This is a genomic window from Pseudoalteromonas sp. KS88 (assembly GCF_004766475.1).
Classification (GTDB): domain Bacteria; phylum Pseudomonadota; class Gammaproteobacteria; order Enterobacterales; family Alteromonadaceae; genus Pseudoalteromonas.
Window position 1 is genome coordinate 109,251 of record NZ_PYHV01000031.1, and the last position, 16,642, is coordinate 125,892.

The 16,642-nt window shown below is 42.2% G+C and carries 18 protein-coding genes; 13 read left to right on the forward strand and 5 right to left on the reverse strand.

Annotation, left to right across the window (positions count from 1 at the left end):
- Window positions 1-32 precede the first annotated feature (32 nt).
- The 3 genes from C7Y70_RS18420 to C7Y70_RS18430 are packed head-to-tail and all read right to left on the reverse strand — an operon-like array spanning window position 33 to window position 2,362.
- Complete coding sequence (locus C7Y70_RS18420) at window positions 33-1,220, reverse strand: VWA domain-containing protein (RefSeq protein ID WP_135476392.1); 1,188 nt, start codon at window positions 1,218-1,220, stop codon at window positions 33-35.
- Window position 1,221: 1 nt separating this feature from the next.
- Window positions 1,222-2,070 (reverse strand): MoxR family ATPase, encoded by an 849-nt coding sequence (locus C7Y70_RS18425; RefSeq protein ID WP_135476394.1) that lies wholly within the window; start codon window positions 2,068-2,070, stop codon window positions 1,222-1,224.
- A gap of 52 nt (window positions 2,071-2,122) precedes the next feature.
- Complete coding sequence (locus tag C7Y70_RS18430; protein WP_099294999.1) at window positions 2,123-2,362, reverse strand: DUF1653 domain-containing protein; 240 nt, start codon at window positions 2,360-2,362, stop codon at window positions 2,123-2,125.
- A 60-nt stretch (window positions 2,363-2,422) separates the two neighbouring features.
- On the opposite strand from C7Y70_RS18430, the gene C7Y70_RS18435 reads away from it, so the two are divergent.
- The 11 genes from C7Y70_RS18435 to rpoS all read left to right on the forward strand — a co-directional run bounded on the left by C7Y70_RS18435 (window position 2,423) and on the right by rpoS (window position 10,023).
- Window positions 2,423-2,899 (forward strand): DUF2947 domain-containing protein, encoded by a 477-nt coding sequence (locus C7Y70_RS18435; RefSeq protein ID WP_135476396.1) that lies wholly within the window; start codon window positions 2,423-2,425, stop codon window positions 2,897-2,899.
- Window positions 2,900-2,962: 63 nt separating this feature from the next.
- Entirely contained in the window at window positions 2,963-3,586 is a 624-nt protein-coding gene (locus tag C7Y70_RS18440) for a hypothetical protein (RefSeq protein WP_135476398.1), read from the forward strand.
- 63 nt (window positions 3,587-3,649) lie between these two features.
- Window positions 3,650-3,940, forward strand: a complete 291-nt coding sequence (gene ftsB, locus C7Y70_RS18445; protein WP_099294996.1) for a cell division protein FtsB — start codon at window positions 3,650-3,652, stop codon at window positions 3,938-3,940.
- A complete protein-coding gene (ispD, locus tag C7Y70_RS18450; protein WP_135476400.1) occupies window positions 3,930-4,631 on the forward strand; it encodes a 2-C-methyl-D-erythritol 4-phosphate cytidylyltransferase in 702 nt (233 codons plus the stop codon). Before ftsB ends, ispD begins: the two co-directional genes overlap by 11 nt.
- Window positions 4,628-5,110: a 2-C-methyl-D-erythritol 2,4-cyclodiphosphate synthase gene (ispF, locus tag C7Y70_RS18455; RefSeq protein ID WP_135476402.1), complete on the forward strand. Its 483-nt coding sequence runs from the start codon at window positions 4,628-4,630 to the stop codon at window positions 5,108-5,110. The genes ispD and ispF overlap by 4 nt, the downstream gene beginning before the upstream one ends.
- Complete coding sequence (locus tag C7Y70_RS18460; RefSeq protein WP_135476404.1) at window positions 5,107-6,135, forward strand: tRNA pseudouridine(13) synthase TruD; 1,029 nt, start codon at window positions 5,107-5,109, stop codon at window positions 6,133-6,135. The genes ispF and C7Y70_RS18460 overlap by 4 nt, the downstream gene beginning before the upstream one ends.
- The gene (gene surE / locus C7Y70_RS18465) at window positions 6,136-6,900 is read left to right on the forward strand and encodes a 5'/3'-nucleotidase SurE (protein WP_099294992.1); all 765 of its coding nucleotides are present in this window, start codon (window positions 6,136-6,138) and stop codon (window positions 6,898-6,900) included. It begins immediately after the preceding gene.
- Window positions 6,890-7,528: a protein-L-isoaspartate(D-aspartate) O-methyltransferase gene (locus C7Y70_RS18470; protein ID WP_099295074.1), complete on the forward strand. Its 639-nt coding sequence runs from the start codon at window positions 6,890-6,892 to the stop codon at window positions 7,526-7,528. Before surE ends, C7Y70_RS18470 begins: the two co-directional genes overlap by 11 nt.
- A gap of 9 nt (window positions 7,529-7,537) precedes the next feature.
- Window positions 7,538-8,116 carry a YqaA family protein gene (locus C7Y70_RS18475; RefSeq protein WP_099294991.1) on the forward strand — a complete coding sequence of 193 codons (579 nt, stop codon included), beginning with the start codon at window positions 7,538-7,540 and terminating at the stop codon, window positions 8,114-8,116.
- A 41-nt stretch (window positions 8,117-8,157) separates the two neighbouring features.
- Window positions 8,158-8,982: a peptidoglycan DD-metalloendopeptidase family protein gene (locus C7Y70_RS18480; protein WP_135476406.1), complete on the forward strand. Its 825-nt coding sequence runs from the start codon at window positions 8,158-8,160 to the stop codon at window positions 8,980-8,982.
- Window positions 8,983-9,039: 57 nt separating this feature from the next.
- On the forward strand, window positions 9,040-10,023 hold the full coding sequence (gene rpoS / locus C7Y70_RS18485; RefSeq protein ID WP_099294989.1) for an RNA polymerase sigma factor RpoS: 984 nt from the start codon (window positions 9,040-9,042) through the stop codon (window positions 10,021-10,023).
- Window positions 10,024-10,096: 73 nt separating this feature from the next.
- Here the strand turns inward: rpoS and mutS are convergent, their stop codons facing one another.
- A complete protein-coding gene (gene mutS, locus C7Y70_RS18490; RefSeq protein WP_135476409.1) occupies window positions 10,097-12,667 on the reverse strand; it encodes a DNA mismatch repair protein MutS in 2,571 nt (856 codons plus the stop codon).
- 21 nt (window positions 12,668-12,688) lie between these two features.
- Here mutS and C7Y70_RS18495 point away from each other — a divergent pair, with 21 nt between their 5' ends.
- Window positions 12,689-13,177, forward strand: coding sequence for a nicotinamide-nucleotide amidohydrolase family protein (locus C7Y70_RS18495; RefSeq protein ID WP_135476411.1), 489 nt, complete (start codon window positions 12,689-12,691; stop codon window positions 13,175-13,177).
- Window positions 13,178-13,245: 68 nt separating this feature from the next.
- Window positions 13,246-14,292 carry a recombinase RecA gene (gene recA / locus C7Y70_RS18500; RefSeq protein WP_099294986.1) on the forward strand — a complete coding sequence of 349 codons (1,047 nt, stop codon included), beginning with the start codon at window positions 13,246-13,248 and terminating at the stop codon, window positions 14,290-14,292.
- A 92-nt stretch (window positions 14,293-14,384) separates the two neighbouring features.
- Here recA and C7Y70_RS18505 read toward each other — a convergent pair whose 3' ends face one another.
- Window positions 14,385-16,514, reverse strand: coding sequence for a TonB-dependent siderophore receptor (locus tag C7Y70_RS18505; RefSeq protein ID WP_135476413.1), 2,130 nt, complete (start codon window positions 16,512-16,514; stop codon window positions 14,385-14,387).
- Between the last annotated feature and the right edge of the window lie 128 nt (window positions 16,515-16,642).

Genomic DNA, 16,642 nt, shown 5'->3' on the forward strand with positions numbered 1-16,642 from the left:
GATACGGAGCTGTGGTTAATTCACGCTTTAACTCAGCTCAATTCCCTGATCGCATTACTAATGCCATCCAAGCTCAGCGGGTACATGCGGTTATCCATCAACTGTTTTATAAAATCAATTGATTGATAGTAACGCCAGTGTTCAACCGGTTGTGGGTTGAGCCAGGCAACTTTATCAAAGTGGTTGGTTATGCGGTTTAACCAAGCACTGCCGGGCTCTTCGTTGTAGTGCTCTACAGAGCCGCCGGGGTAAGCTATTTCATACGGGCCCATGGTGGCGTCGCCGACAAATATTACTTTGTAGTCGCTGGTGAATTTGTTGATTAGCGTCATGGTGTCGATAACGTTTGCATGGCGGCGTTGGTTATCCTGCCAAACATGCTCGTATAAACAGTTATGAAAGTAATAAAACTCTAAGTGTTTAAATTCGCTGTGGGCAGCGCTGAACAGTTCTTCGCAGGTGTGAATGTAATCATCCATTGAGCCGCCAATATCAAACAGCATTAACACTTTAACTGCGTTGTGGCGCTCTGGTGCCATTTTTACATCCAGCATGCCGCCTTGTTTGGCAGTCGCGCGAATGGTTTCGTTTAAATCAAGGGTGTCGCTTGCGCCAGTGCGGGCAAATTTACGTAGTTTTTTAAGGGCGAGTTTAATGGTGCGCGAGCCAATTTCACGATCAGAGTCTAAGTTACGGTATTCGCGTTTATCCCACACTTTGACAGCGCGGCGGTTGCGGTTGCCGTCTTGACCTATGCGCACGCCCTCGGGGTTATAACCATACGCGCCAAAGGGTGATGTACCACCCGTGCCAACCCATTTACTCCCGCCAGCATGGCGTTTTTGTTGCTCTTCTAGGCGCTCTTTCAGGGTTTTCATTAGCTCATCAAGGCCGCCCATGGCGTTGAGTTGGGCTTTTTCTTCATCGCTTAAATGCTTTTCAAACTCTTTGCGCAGCCAGTCATTGGGTAAGTCATGTTGCTGCTTTAAGCTTTCGAGTAAGTCGAGGTCGGCAACGCCACTAAAGTAATCAGCAAAGGCTTTATCAAAACGGTCAAAGTGGGTTTCGTCTTTAACCATAATGGTACGGGCTAAATAGTAAAAACCGTCAATGTCGGCAAATACCGCACCTTTTTTTATTGCATTGATTAAATCAAGCAGCTCACGCATGCTGACCGGTAAGCGGTATTCACGCAATTTGAAGAAAAACGCAATCAACATCTTAACGGCTGCTCATAAAGGCAAGTTTTTCGATTAGGCTGATGTCTTGCTCGTTCTTTAAAAGCGCACCAAACATTGGCATTAGGCCACCTTTTTGGCTTTTGTCGTGCAAGATTTTCGCATCGATATCCTCAGCCATTAAAAGTTTAAGCCAATCGAGTAGTTCGCTGGTAGATGGTTTTTTCTTAATGCCGTTGACTTCACGTAGACCAAAAAACACTTCCAGTGCTTGGCGCACTAAATCTTGTTTTACATCGGGGTGATGGACATCAACAATCTGCTGCATTTCGTCGCTCGATGGAAAATCAATATAATGGAAAAAGCAGCGGCGTAAGAAGGCATCAGGCAGTTCTTTTTCGTTATTTGAGGTGATGATCACAATAGGGCGCTGTTTAGCAACAACGCGCTCGCCAGTTTCATAAACATGAAACTCCATTTTATCTAGCTCAAGCAATAGGTCGTTTGGGAATTCGATGTCGGCTTTGTCTATTTCATCAATCAATAATACTGGGCGTTTATTATTCTGCTCGCCGTAGGTAAAGGCTTGCCAGAGCTTACCTTTAATAATGTAATTGCCGATGTCGTGCACACGCTCATCACCAAGCTGGCTATCACGCAGGCGTGATACTGCGTCATATTCGTATAAGCCTTGCTGTGCTTTGGTGGTCGATTTGATATGCCATTGTATAAGTGTGGTATCTAAACTTTTAGCCAGCTCTTCGGCCAACATGGTTTTACCTGTGCCGGGTTCGCCTTTTATTAGCAGAGGTTTTTCAAGCAAAATAGCCGCATTAACCGCTTGTTTTAACGAATTACTTGCGATGTAGTTATCTGTAGAATTAAATTGCACGGTAATACCTTATCTGGTCTGAGCAGTAATGATTATAAACATGATGCCATAACTATTCGGCATCGCCAAGATAAGCAAAGCGTGGGATAGTTTTACCGTCTTTTTCTACCGTTTCTAAAAACATGCTTAGTGGCCGTGCCCACATGCCATGCTCACCATATAATGCTTGGTATATAACGAGTGGTTCTTGCGTTTCGCTGTGAGTTGCTACATAAAACACTTTGTATTTAGGGCCTTTGTAGTGTTGGTATATGCCTGATTTGAGGGGAAGTGCTTTTATTGCTGTAGTCATGTTTTGATCTCTTGTATAATTTGCGCTTGCACTTTTAATGCTAACTAATTTGCCAATATTATGAACTATATACCGTTAGATGATTACAAAAAAGCGTGGGTTTTTCGCCACCAAGACGCCCCCGTATCAGAGCAAGACCTTGCTTTAATAAAACCCATGAGCCATGAACGTGCGGCTGTTCTTTGGAGCACTATGGTGAGCCGAGAGCATGATCACCCTGATTTTTTTGATAAAACTGATTGGTGCGGCAAAGAAGACACTTTCACTGAAACCGTTCGTTGGGAAGATGCTTGGGAAGAGGGTGAAGCATTACCACCTGAAGAAATTTTAGCTCACCTCGACTGGCAAGCAAATACCACGGTGTACTTTTGTATGGCGCGAGATAACATCATTGAAACTAGTTTTGATGTATTCAAACGTAATTGGCAAAACTTTATGTTTTTAGCTGATGGTAGTTTGTTGTTAGGCAAGAAGCGTGATGCGGTCGTGCAATTTTTAGAAACTGGTGACGCAAAGCTAGGCAATAAGCCCGCGTAGGCGCTTAAAAAGCAGTCAATACTGTGCTATAAAATAAACACCTAGGAGTATTGAGTAGAAGCGTTGACTGCGAGTAACCCTGACCAACAAGTTGATATTTGGCAATCTGACGCGCAGCGTGTGCTCTATGCCCAACTGTGTAATGCCTTTTATGCAAGGGAGATTGCGCGCTTAGTGACGGAACCAAATGAGCAACGGTTGCGTGCAATTTTGAAAAGCTTACCTTATTACATAGAACGCGCGGCTACGCGTGTGGTAAATGGTGAGTCACCTTTTGTACTCGATCCGCAAAATGGTAGTTGGCTTGATAAGCAAAAAGCTAAGCCCCCTTCCCAAGATGACCTTGCAGATTTTTACTCCCTCAATAGCAAGTTAGGCCTTATTGTGCCGTTATTAGTTATTAACGATAATCTGTCACGGGTTGCAATAGACAGCATCGACCAAGTAAGCGACAATAAACTTCATTGTAATGAACATGGTTGGTTTGATTACCAAGGTAAGCCTCTCGATGGGCAAGTAGGGCTGTTATTAAAACCTTCAAAAGCAACAATGACGGCAGCTTGTTGCGGCCACCAGTGGCGTTTTTCTAAACGTAGTACACCGCGTATTTTGTCACTGAGAGAAATGCTGCTTGCGAGTAATATTAATTGGCGAAACTTAAAACGCCCCGTGTTCATTAAAAAGTGACCAGTAGCCTTATTTATGTGCATTTAATTTTATACTGGAAGAGCAACATTCAAGGAGTATTTCATGCGACTGTTTCAATTATTATTACTGTGTTTGGCACTATTTGTTCAGTATAAGTTGTGGTTTGGCCACAATGGTGTGCAAGATTACAGTCGCTTAAAAACTGCTGTAAACTCTCATCAAGAAACCAATGCCAATTTAATTAAGCGCAATAAAGTACTTAAGGCCGATATCGAAGATTTAAAGCTTGGCCAAGAAGGTGTAGAAGAACGCGCTCGTAACGAATTAGGAATGATAAAACCAGGTGAAACGTTTATACGTGTTCTACCTGGTCAACAATATAATGACCAATAAATATTCAATAGCTGCTGTAGTACCCGCCGCAGGGGTTGGTAGTCGTATGCAACATACTGCGCCAAAACAATATATAACGTTAGCGGGTAAAACTATTTTAGAGCACACGCTAACAAAGCTTGCTGAGATTTCACAGCTGACTCATATTGTGGTTGCTGTAAGTGATGATGACCCCTTTTATGCGCAATTACCGTCCATAGATAGCAGAGTTATACGTGCCAGCGGTGGTAAAGAGCGTGCCGATTCAGTTTTAAGTGGTTTGTTAGCACTTGCTGACTCGCCGCCTGACTGGGTGCTTGTGCATGATGCCGCAAGACCTTTAGTTGATATTGGCGATATAACTAATTTAATTGAGCAGTGTGTGCATGCGGATGAGGGCGGTATTCTTGCCGCTAAAGTAAAAGACACCATTAAACGTGGTCACACTCATAGCGAACAAACAGTGCCGCGAGATGATTTATGGCAAGCATTAACTCCCCAGCTTTTCAAGTACACCGATTTAACGGAAGCCTTAACAGGTGCATTGGCACAACACGTTGCCATTACCGATGAGGCGTCAGCCATTGAGTGGGCCGAGAAACCAGTTAAATTGGTTGCAGGGCGTAGCGATAATATAAAAATAACCACGCCAGAAGACTTAGACTTAGCGCACTTTTTACTTCAAAAACAACACAGCGAGAACGCATCATGATTAGAATTGGCCATGGCTTTGATGTTCATAAGTTTGGCGGCGAAGGCCCATTAACAATTTGTGGGGAAAAGATTGATTATCCTCAAGGGTTTTTAGCCCATTCCGATGGTGATGTTGCTATTCATGCATTATGTGATGCCATTTTAGGTTCGCTTGCAATGGGTGATATTGGCAAACACTTTCCGGATACGGCCAGTGAATATGAAAATATCGATAGCCGTATTCTATTACGTCATGTAGTTGATTTGGCTAAACAGCAAGGCTATGTACTTGGTAATGCTGATGTAACGATTGTTGCTCAAGCACCTAAAATGCTGCCACATATTCAAGCTATGCGTAAAAACCTAGCGGCAGATTTAAACGCCGATATTAGCCAAGTAAATGTAAAAGCAACCACCACAGAAAAGCTAGGGTTTGAAGGGCGTAAAGAAGGTATTTCAAGCCATAGCGTAGTGATCATGAGTAAAGCAGCACAATGAGTGGTTTAAATTACTTATACGGGAAACCGTTATCTCAGGCTGATTTTAAAACCACCGCCGAAGATTTTATGGTGGATGAAGACTTAGGTATTGAATTTACTGGCAGTGGTGAACACGTGTGTTTGCAAGTCGTAAAAAAAGGCGAAAACACACAATATGTGGCTAAGTTATTGGCGCAAAAAGCGGGCATTTCACCGCGCGATGTAAGCTATGCTGGTATGAAAGATCGCCACGGTGTATGCAGCCAATGGTTTAGTGTGCCAGTGCCAATTAAAAAAGAAATCGATTTTACCGAGCTTAACAGTGAGTCTGTGTTTATTGTTTCGCAGCAGCGCCATAACCGTAAATTGCGAACGGGTTGCCACAAAGGCAATAAATTTACCATTACACTGCGTAATGTCACGCAGCCACTTGATATTTTATGCCGAATTAACGCTGTGCGTGCAGGCGTTCCTAATTACTTTGGTGAGCAACGCTTTGGGCACGATGGTCATAACCTTGATATGGCAAAGCGCATGTTTGCCGGCGAACGAATTCGCGATAAAAAACTGCGGGGATTAATCATTTCTGCAGCACGCTCCTATGTGTTTAACCAAATTGTTAATATGCGAGTTGCTGAGCACGGTTTAGCTAAAACAATGCACCGTGAGGTGTTTATGCTCAGTGGCAGCAATGCGTTTTTTGAAGATGCAATCAGCGATGAAAATATAGCACGACTTGCCTCTGGCGATATTATGATGTCGGCACCGATGGTAGGAAAAAGCGAAAAAGGCTTAACAGAACAAGAAAAAACATGGCTAGAACCTTACCAAGAGTGGTGTGACGGGCTCGGTGAATTAGGGCTTAAGAATGAGCGCAGAATGCTGCGTTTAATCCCGCAGGATTTAGCTGTTGAAACTATTGACGATAGCACTGTTAAGCTAAGTTTTGGATTACCCAAAGGGACGTTTGCTACAGCGTTACTTCGTGAGCTGGTGGATTACACTGATGCAAGTCCTCGGGTACATAAAGAAAAGGATGCTTAAATGAAAATATTATTGAGTAATGATGATGGCGTTAACGCCAAAGGGATTGCAGTTCTTTATCAAGCCTTATCACAAATTGCTGAGGTGACCTTAGTAGCACCGGATCGTAATTGCAGTGGGGCAAGTAACTCACTTACTTTAATGAACCCATTACGTGCTACAACGCTTGAAAATGGATTTATTTCAGTCAATGGTACGCCCACTGACTGTGTGCATTTAGGTGTTAATGAACTACTAAGTGAAAAACCAGATCTGGTTGTTGCGGGTATCAACCATGGGGCTAATTTAGGTGATGATACCTTGTACTCTGGTACAGTGGCGGCGGCGACAGAAGGGCGGCATTTAGGGTTGCCTGCGGTAGCTGTATCTTTATGCTCTAAAGAAGGGGGTCATTTTGAAACTGCTGCTGCAGTGGCTGTGGGTATTATTAAAGAGTTGGCTTCTCACCCATTGCCAAAAGATCAAATCATCAATATAAATGTCCCTGATATGCCTTTGAGCGAACTAAAAGGCGTACAAGTGACCCGTTTAGGATCTCGCCATAAAGCAGAAACCATGACGAGACAGCAGGACCCATGGGGACGTGATATTTATTGGTACGGCACGTTGGGTGCTGAAAGTGACGCAGGTTCAGGCACCGATTTTTATGCAATCAATAATGGGTATGCGTCTGTTACTCCTTTGAGTGTTGATATGACAGCGAAAGAAAGCTTACAAGCCGTAGGTGACTGGCTGAAAACGATGGAGATCAATGGTGCTGTCTAACTATTCTCGCAGCGCACAGGCTTTAGCTGATTTACTGGCCCGTGAAGGCGTGGAAGATAAGCAGGTGCTTAATGCAATTGCTACAATACCGCGCCATATGTTTATTGATGACGTGCTTAAACACAAAGCCTATCAAAATACAGCGTTACCGATTGGTCAGGGGCAAACGATTTCACAACCCTACATTGTTGCGCGAATGACGGAGCTACTGCGATTGGCAGGAGTTCGTGATAAAGTACTGGAAATTGGGACGGGGTCAGGCTACCAAACTGCTGTACTAGCTAAAACGTTCACCACAGTGTGTTCTGTTGAACGTATAAAAGCATTACAGTGGCAAGCTAAACGTCGTTTACATAATCTCGATTTATATAACGTTACGATGAAGCATGGTGATGGCTGGCAAGGCTGGCAGTCTCAAGCGCCATTTGAGGGGATTATTGTCACTGCTGCGGCATCTGAGGTTCCTCAAGCATTACTTGACCAACTCGCTGATGGTGGGGTAATGATTGCCCCAATTGGTAATAAAGAACAACAACTTGTTATGGTTGTTAGAAAAGATAACAAATTTACTCAACACGTAATTGCACCAGTTAGATTCGTTCCACTTGTCCCTGGTGATATTGAATAGGAAACCACTTTGAAATTGTTTACTAAGTTATACGATATGGCTTTAGTGTGGGCGAAACACCGTCATGCTGAGCGTTATTTAGCGGGCATGAGCTTTGCTGAGTCTGTTTTTTTCCCAGTTCCACCTGATGTTATGTTAGCGCCTATGGCGCTTGCACAGCCCAGTAAAGCGTGGCGTTTTGCCAGTTTCACTACTATCGCTTCAGTTATTGGTGGCGTGTTAGGTTACTTACTTGGATTTTGGCTATTTGAACCTGTGGTTGAACCCTTTATTGCTCAAATGGGGTGGCAGGATAAGTTTAATGTTGCATTAGAGTGGTTTAAAAATTATGGAGTATGGGTCGTATTTATTGCAGGTTTTTCACCTATACCCTATAAAGTGTTTACTGTAGGGGCAGGACTTTTACACATGGCATTTTTACCATTTTTGCTTGCATCAGCCGTCGGCAGAGGAGCGCGTTTCTTTTTAGTGGCAGCACTGATGAAATGGGGCGGAGTGAAAATGGAACAGAAATTACGTCAATATGTTGAAGCACTTGGCTGGGGATTAGTCGCTTTAGTGGTTGTCGCTTACTTTTTATTGCGTTAACCGTCAAAAGAGACAGTTTGAAGGATTGAGGGCAAAACACTGTGAATAAATACTTTATAGGCTATGTTGTTTTATTTATGAGTGTTTTGCTCAGCGGTTGTTCTTCGCGGCAAGCGCCAGCGCCAGTGAGTAGTTTAGATACGAGCGTTGCGCCTTACACGGGCAGAATTAATATAGTTGGCGATAAATACACAGTAAAAAAAGGAGACACTCTTTATTCTATTGCCTTTAGCGCACAACAGGATTTTCGGACCCTTGCAAAAAACAACGATATTCCAACTCCTTACATTATCCACCCAGGTCAAACAGTAAACCTAAAAAAGGTACAAACTAAAAGTAAAAAGCGTAAAAAATATACGAAACCGAGTAAAAAGTCTACAAAAGAAATACAAAAAAATAACAAAAAATTAAAGAAAGAGCTTGATCAGCCAAAACAACGAGAGTATGTTCAAAAACAAGGTAGTAAAAAAGTTAGCAATTCTAGTAGCTTGAACCCCAAAAAGGTACGCTGGTCTTGGCCTGCAAAAGGCAAAGTAACACAACGTTTTTCTACAAGGGAGAATGGCTATAAAGGACTACAAATAGCTAACAAAAAAGGTACATCTGTTTTCGCTGCAGCACAAGGGACCGTTGTTTATGCAGGAAGTGCACTTCGTGGTTACGGTAGTTTAATCATTTTGAAACATAATGATGATTACCTAAGTGCTTACGCACATAATTCGAAGTTGTTAGTAAAAGAAAAACAGCATGTAAAAGCAGGGCAAAAAATAGCAGAGATTGGCAGCTCTGATTCTGATGTTACGGCATTACGTTTTGAAATCCGTTATAGAGGAAAGGCCGTTAATCCCCAAAAATATTTGCCTTAGCTATCGGGTATAGACATCAGTGATTAAATAATCACTTATTTGCTTGAGGGTACGCTAATGGGTAACACAGCAAACGCAAAAAAAACGAAATCCGCAGTTGACGATAAATTTGATGATGTAACGGTAAAAGAGGCAACAGAATCGTTATTAGAAGAAGTTGATAAAGAAGACGATATATTCGCGAAAGAGGAAGTAACCAAAAACTTAGATGCCACTCAATTATATTTAGGTGAAATTGGTTTTTCTCCCTTGTTGAGTGCTGAAGAAGAAGTGTTTTTTGCCCGCAAAGCGTTAAAAGGCTGTGAAGCTTCTCGCAAACGCATGATTGAAAGTAATCTACGATTAGTCGTAAAAATTGCCCGCCGTTATAATAATCGTGGCCTCGCATTACTTGATTTAATTGAAGAAGGTAATTTAGGTTTAATCCGTGCTGTTGAAAAATTTGATCCTGAGCGTGGCTTTAGATTCTCAACATACGCCACGTGGTGGATACGCCAGACTATTGAACGCGCCATTATGAATCAAACACGCACGATTCGCCTTCCTATCCACGTTGTTAAAGAATTAAATGTATATTTACGCACCGCGCGTGAATTAACTCAAAAGCTTGATCACGAGCCAACCGCAGAAGAAATTGCAGAATGCTTAGATAGACCGGTTGAAGACGTAACTAAAATGCTACGTTTAAATGAAAAGATCACATCGGTTGATACACCTATTGGCGGCGAAAATGATAAAGCACTACTCGATATTATTGCCGATGAGAAAGGTTTTAGCCCAGAAGGTGAAGTTCAGAATAACGACATCAATAAGCATATTGTAGATTGGTTAGGTGAGCTAAACCCTAAACAACGTGAAGTATTAGCACGTCGTTTTGGGTTGTTAGGCTATGAGCCATCAACACTTGAAGATGTTGGCCGTGAAATTGGTTTGACACGTGAGCGTGTAAGACAAATTCAGGTAGAAGCATTACGCCGACTAAAAGATATTTTACAGCATGAAGGCTTAAGTACAGACAGTTTATTTGACCAGTTTTCGTAGCGTTTAAAAAACGATACTCATAGCAAGATTTTATAGCTGAAGAGGTTACTCTTCAGCTTTTTTTGTTTAATTTTTAAAGCAGCGCTTTTAATTTATACAGTAGATCTTGAGCTTGGCGTGGGCTTAAGTTATCTAAATCAACATCAGCTAGTTGCGTTTCAACCTCACTTGGCTCACTTTCAAATAATGATGCTTGCTGCGCACTTAAATCAGCGGTAACAGGTTGATGGTTTTCAAGCATTTTTAGCTTTTGCTTTGCTTGTTTAATAACAGCTTTAGGTACACCGGCCAGCGCTGCTACTTGTAAACCAAAACTTTTGCTTGCAGCTCCATCTAGTACGGTGTGCATAAACGCAATTGTATCATTGTGTTCAATCGCATCTAGGTGAACGTTCACCAGCCCTGCTTGTTGCTCAGCCAGTTCGGTTAATTCAAAGTAATGTGTTGCGAACAATGTTTTAGCTGCAATTTTTGATGCTAGGTGATCAGCTGTTGCGTACGCGAGTGAAAGACCATCGTAAGTACTTGTGCCACGGCCAATTTCATCCATTAATACCAATGATTGTGCGGTTGCATTATTTAAAATGGTTGCCGTTTCGGTCATCTCAACCATAAAGGTTGAGCGGCCTGAGGCCAGATCGTCGCTTGCACCTATACGGGTGAATATACGGTCAATGTTACCAATGTTTGCGCTGTCTGCGGGTACAAAAGAGCCAATGTGAGCCATTAGTACGATTAATGCTGTTTGGCGCATATAGGTTGATTTACCGCCCATATTTGGCCCTGTGATGATCAACATTTTACGTTGGGCATTCAGTTCAACAGGATTAGCAATAAATGGGTCTTTCATCACTTGTTCAACCACCGGGTGACGGCCTTGCTTGATGCTGATATCGTCATTATCACAAAGCTGTGGCTTTGCATAATTAAGCGCAATAGCACGCTCAGCAAGGTTATTGAGTACATCTAAATCTGCCAATGCACCAGCCATCATTTGTAGTTGCTCTATATGTGGAGCAATGAATTCAAACAGTTGCTCGTATAGTTGCTTTTCCAGCGCAAGTGCTTTTGATTGGCTGCCGAGTACTTTGTCTTCATGTTCTTTTAGCTCAGGAATTATATAGCGTTCATTGTTTTTAAGCGTTTGACGACGAATATAATCTGCTGGCACTAAATGCGAGTTAGCTCGGCTTACTTCTATAAAAAAACCATGTACTTTGTTATAGCCAATTTTGAGGGTACTAATACCAGTGCGTTCACGTTCGCGCTGTTCTAATTGCTCAAGTACATCAGTGGCACCTTGGCTCAATGCGCGCCATTCGTCTAGTTCACTGTTGTAGCCTGGGGCAATTACGCCACCATCACGAATAAGCACCGGTGGATTATCAATAACAGCACGCTCTAATAAATCTTGCAGTTCAGGCAAGGCTGGGGAGTCGGCAATAATGCGTGCAATGCGAGGGTCGCTAGCGTCATTTAGCAATTCATGTAATGGGCTTAATGCTTGTAACGCACCGCGCAGGCGAGTTAAATCGCGTGGTCTTGCTGTCCATAATGCTAAACGAGCTATAACACGTTCTATATCGCCTATTTGTTTAAGCGACTCGTGTAATTCACCACATAACTGTGCATCCATAATTGCACTTATTGCGTTGAGGCGCGCATTGAGCTCTGGTTTTGAGCGAACCGGTGTATGAATACGGCGTTTTAATAAACGTGACCCCATCGCTGTTGCCGTTTTATCAAGCACCTGGGCAAGGGTATTCTCATAGCCGCCAGATAAGTTGACTGTCAGCTCTAAGTTTTTACGGGTGGCAGCATCAAGAATAACAGCGTGCTCATTATGCTCAAGGGTGATTGCACGAATATGGGGAAGAGCAATCCGTTGCGTGTCTTTAACGTATTGCATTAAGCAGCCCGCTGCAACGAGTGCTGATTTGGCTTTATCAACCCCAAAACCAACGAGGTCTTTAGTACCAAATTGGTCACACAGTAAATGTTGCGCGGTATCTAAATCGAACTCCCACTCAGGACGACGACGAATACCTTTAATATGTTCTATGAGGTGTAGATTTGCAAAGTCTTCGCTATACAGCAATTCGGCTGGTGCTAAGCGTTGTAATGTAGAGCTAAAAGCTTCATCGGTATTGACCTCGACAATGTTAAAACGACCAGAGTTGATGTCTAAATAAGCGATGCCGTAAACACCTTTCTTATTTTGCCATACACTGGTTAGTAAATTATCTTGGCGTTCTTGTAATAGTGCTTCGTCAGAAATGGTGCCGGGTGTAACAATACGGACCACTTTACGTTCTACAGGGCCTTTACTGGTTGCCGGGTCACCAACTTGCTCACAAATAGCGACCGATTCGCCCATTTGCACCAATCGCGCAAGATAGTTCTCAACAGCATGATAAGGCACACCCGCCATTGGAATTGGGTCGCCCCCAGCTTTTCCGCGGTGTGTTTGTGAAATATCTAATAACTGTGCGGCTCGTTTTGCGTCATCGAAAAACAATTCATAAAAATCACCCATTCGGTAAAACAATAAAATATCACGATGTTCAGATTTTATTTTTAGATACTGCTGCATCATCGGAGTTTGTTGACTTATTGTGTGTGGTGCATAAAGATCAAACGACATGTATTTACCCAAAGGCTGAATATGGAGTTACATCAAGAGATTAAAACACTTGCTGCGCAATTAGGGGTTATTTTAACGGATAAATGCTTATGGATCACTACCGCTGAATCATGCACGGGTGGTGGGGTGAGTTATGCACTGACAGACACCCCTGGTAGCTCTGCCTATCTTGACCGTGCATTTGTCACTTACAGCAATCAAGCTAAGCACGATTTACTGGGCGTAAGTTTGCAGACATTATCTGACTTTGGTGCAGTGAGTGAGCAAGTAGTTTTGGAAATGGCTGAAGGAGCTTGTAGGACAACACATGCTGATATTGCGATCGCTATTTCGGGGGTTGCTGGGCCAGGTGGTGGTAGTGTGGATAAACCAGTTGGTTTAGTTTGGTTTTGTATCAAAACTGCCGATAAACAGTATTCAAGCAAGCAAGTTTTCACTGGGGATAGAGCCAGTGTTAGAGCGCAAGCTATTGTTTATGCATTAAAAAGTGTTATTGATAAGATAAATTAATAAAATTAACTTGATACTGTGATTTCATACAGTATACTTGTCTGCATTAGCCGGATTTGGAGAACGAAATGAACGATAACAAACAAAAAGCGTTAGATGCTGCTTTATCACAAATTGAGCGTCAATTTGGTAAAGGCTCAATTATGAAATTGGGTGATAATAAGGCACTAGACATTGAAGCTGTATCAACAGGTTCACTAGGTATCGATATCGCATTAGGCATAGGTGGTTTACCTATGGGCCGTATTGTTGAAGTGTATGGTCCTGAATCATCAGGTAAAACGACTTTAACGCTACAAGTTATCGCTCAAGCGCAAAAAGAAGGTAAAACGTGTGCATTCGTTGATGCTGAGCATGCACTTGACCCTGTATATGCGCAAAAACTGGGTGTGAACATTGATGACCTTTTAGTATCGCAACCAGATACGGGTGAGCAAGCGCTAGAAATTTGTGACATGTTAGTACGCTCAAGTGCTGTTGATGTTGTGATTGTCGATTCTGTTGCAGCATTAACACCAAAAGCTGAGATTGAAGGCGACATGGGCGACTCGCACATGGGTTTACAAGCACGTTTAATGTCTCAAGCATTACGTAAGTTAACTGGTAACATCAAGCGTTCAAATACACTTTGTATTTTCATTAACCAAATTCGTATGAAAATAGGTGTCATGTTTGGTAACCCAGAAACAACAACAGGTGGTAACGCACTTAAATTCTACGCATCAGTGCGTTTAGATATTCGTCGTATTGGCTCAGTCAAAGAAGGCGATGAAGTTGTTGGTAATGAAACCCGCGTAAAAGTGGTTAAAAATAAGGTAGCACCTCCATTCAAACAAGCTGAATTTATCATCATGTATGGTGAAGGTATTTCTAAGCATGGCGAGCTAATCGATTTGGGTGTTAAACACAAAATTGTTGAAAAAGCTGGTGCATGGTACAGCTACAATGGCAGCAAAGTGGGCCAAGGTAAATCTAACTCAATTAAGTTTTTAAAAGAAAATACTGAAATTGCAGATGAGATTGAAGGTAAACTGCGCGAGCTGTTACTTCTTAAGGCTGAAATTAAACCAGAAGATGGTGAAGATGCAGGCTTAATTGCTGAAGACGAGTTATAAAGAGTAAGCGCGATTTGACCCGCACTTAACAATAAAAAGCCGCTAAACTTAATTGTTTAGCGGCTTTTTGTTTTTTGCTTTAGCAATTTAGCTTATAGCTGCCAATTAACTGAGATTGAGTAGTTGCGTGGTGCACCGTAATAACCCTGTGCCCAATATAGGCTGTGAATGTATTTCTCGTTAGTTACATTATTCAGGTTAAATGAAACACCAACATTATCAGTAATATCATAAGTTGCCATCAGGTTTAATATACCAAATGCATCTTGCTTGGTAACGGGTGTTACTCCAAGCGCAGTTGCTGGTTGAATACGCTTGGTATCATCTTGCCAGCGATAATTAAGACCCGCGGTTAAACCATCAACTTCAGGAACCTTGTAAGCAACAGCAAGTTTATATTGCGTTTCTGGGGTGTAATTTTTAACTAACTCATCACCCTCAATATTAATATTACTAAAGCTGAAGCTAGTACTCAGTGTGTCGCTAACTTTACCGCTTAACTCAACTTCAAAGCCGTCACTATTTATGCCTTCTGTGCCATAATAGCGGGTATCGTCTGGTGCTGAACCTGGGATCGCAACTGCTAGGCCAACTTGCTTCGCGTCAAAATAAGCGAGTGTAACAAACAAATCGTTATCTAAAAGCTGGGCTTTTAAACCAATTTCACGGCTTTCACCTGTGATTGGATCTAAGTAATCGCCACTGGTGTCTCGTTCGGTTTGTGGCACAAACGTTTCTGTATAGCTGGCGTAAGCTGAGAAGTTTTCGTTAATATCATAGACAGTGCCAATATATGGAATGGTTTTGTCGCTGTCTTTGTCTTTAGTTGTACCATATGATTCACCTTCAGACTGCCAGTTCACTTGGCTAACACCTGCTAATAAACTCAATGAATCATTAGCACGAATACGTGTCGATACATAGGCTGAGCGTTGTCTGTTAGTGACATCAGCGCCAGTTAAACCATCCTTTAATGTAGGCACTGGTGCAATACCATCCCAACCACTAAGCTCTGGCATTGCAGGAAAGCCATTACCAGTTGTGTTGTCGTAAAGCGATTTGTCATAGTTATCCATATCTGCTTGGTTTACACCAAACGATAAATCGTGCTCCATGCCAAATAGGTTAAATTTACCAGCGGCGTATAAATCAAAAATATCGTGTTTATCTTTATGATCATACTCACTCGCATAACCTGTTAAGCCAAGGCCTGTTTCGCGATCGGGTGTACCATAAACGTAAAACAATTCAGAGTCCTGCTCATTGACTAAATGCGCATAGCTTGCTTTTAAAAGCCAAGTATTAGTAATGCTTTGCTCAACAGCAACAAACACTTGTTCTGTGGAGTTATTCCAATATGACCAATCTGAAGCCGTGCTTGTTGATGCGTCAAAATTTGTTGCAGACCCATCAGTATAGTAAAGCGGTAAAGCTCCCCAAAGAGGGCTGTCGGCGTCTTTTTGTTGATTTACATAGTTAACGGATAGCACCGTACTAGCAGTTAATTGACCTTCGTAGGCAAAATAATAAATAGTTTTATCTTGCTCGTAACGGTCTAAATATGAATCTGTTTTTTGTTTAGTGAAAGCAACACGTACCGCGTGGTCATCAGTAAGTGCAGTCGATGCATCCAGCTCTACTCGTTTGTTATCCCATGAGCCGTACGATGCAGAGGCACTTACTTTTGTTTGATAAGTTGGCTTTTTTAGTACCATATTTACAGTGGCAGAGGGGTTACCTGCACCTGTCATTAAACCGTTAGCGCCACGAACAACCTCTACGCTTTCAAAAATAGAAGTATCAAGGGTACCTTGAATTGCACCGCTCTCTTGCGGCGTACCCATGCCATTGGTTTGAAAGTTAGTAATTTCAAAACCACGGGCTTTAAAGTAAGTGCGATCTGTTTCTATTTGTTCAACAGTTACACCCGGTGTGGTTTCTAAAACCGCATTAATATCATCAAGTGAAAAATCATCCATCAATGCCCGCGAAATAACAGAAATTGACTGCGGGGTTTCTTTAATTGTTAGGCCCAGCTTGGTAGCAGATTGCGCATCTTCGGTTATGTAGTTTTTATGGTGTTGCCCATAGACAGCTATTTTTTCAAGAGATTTATCTGAATCATCAGTATTATTTTGAGTCGAGGCATGGGCTAACCCACCCAAGGCTACAGAGGTGAAAATAGCGAGTTTCGATAATCGTAAAAATTGCGGGGCAGACATATTACATTCCATAAAGTTCAAATTAATGCGTAATTTAATCTAAATAATAATGGTTTGCAATTGCATTTGTTTGTTTTTGTTTTATTTACCAAAATAAAAGCGACCATAGGTCGCTTTAGGATAGGACT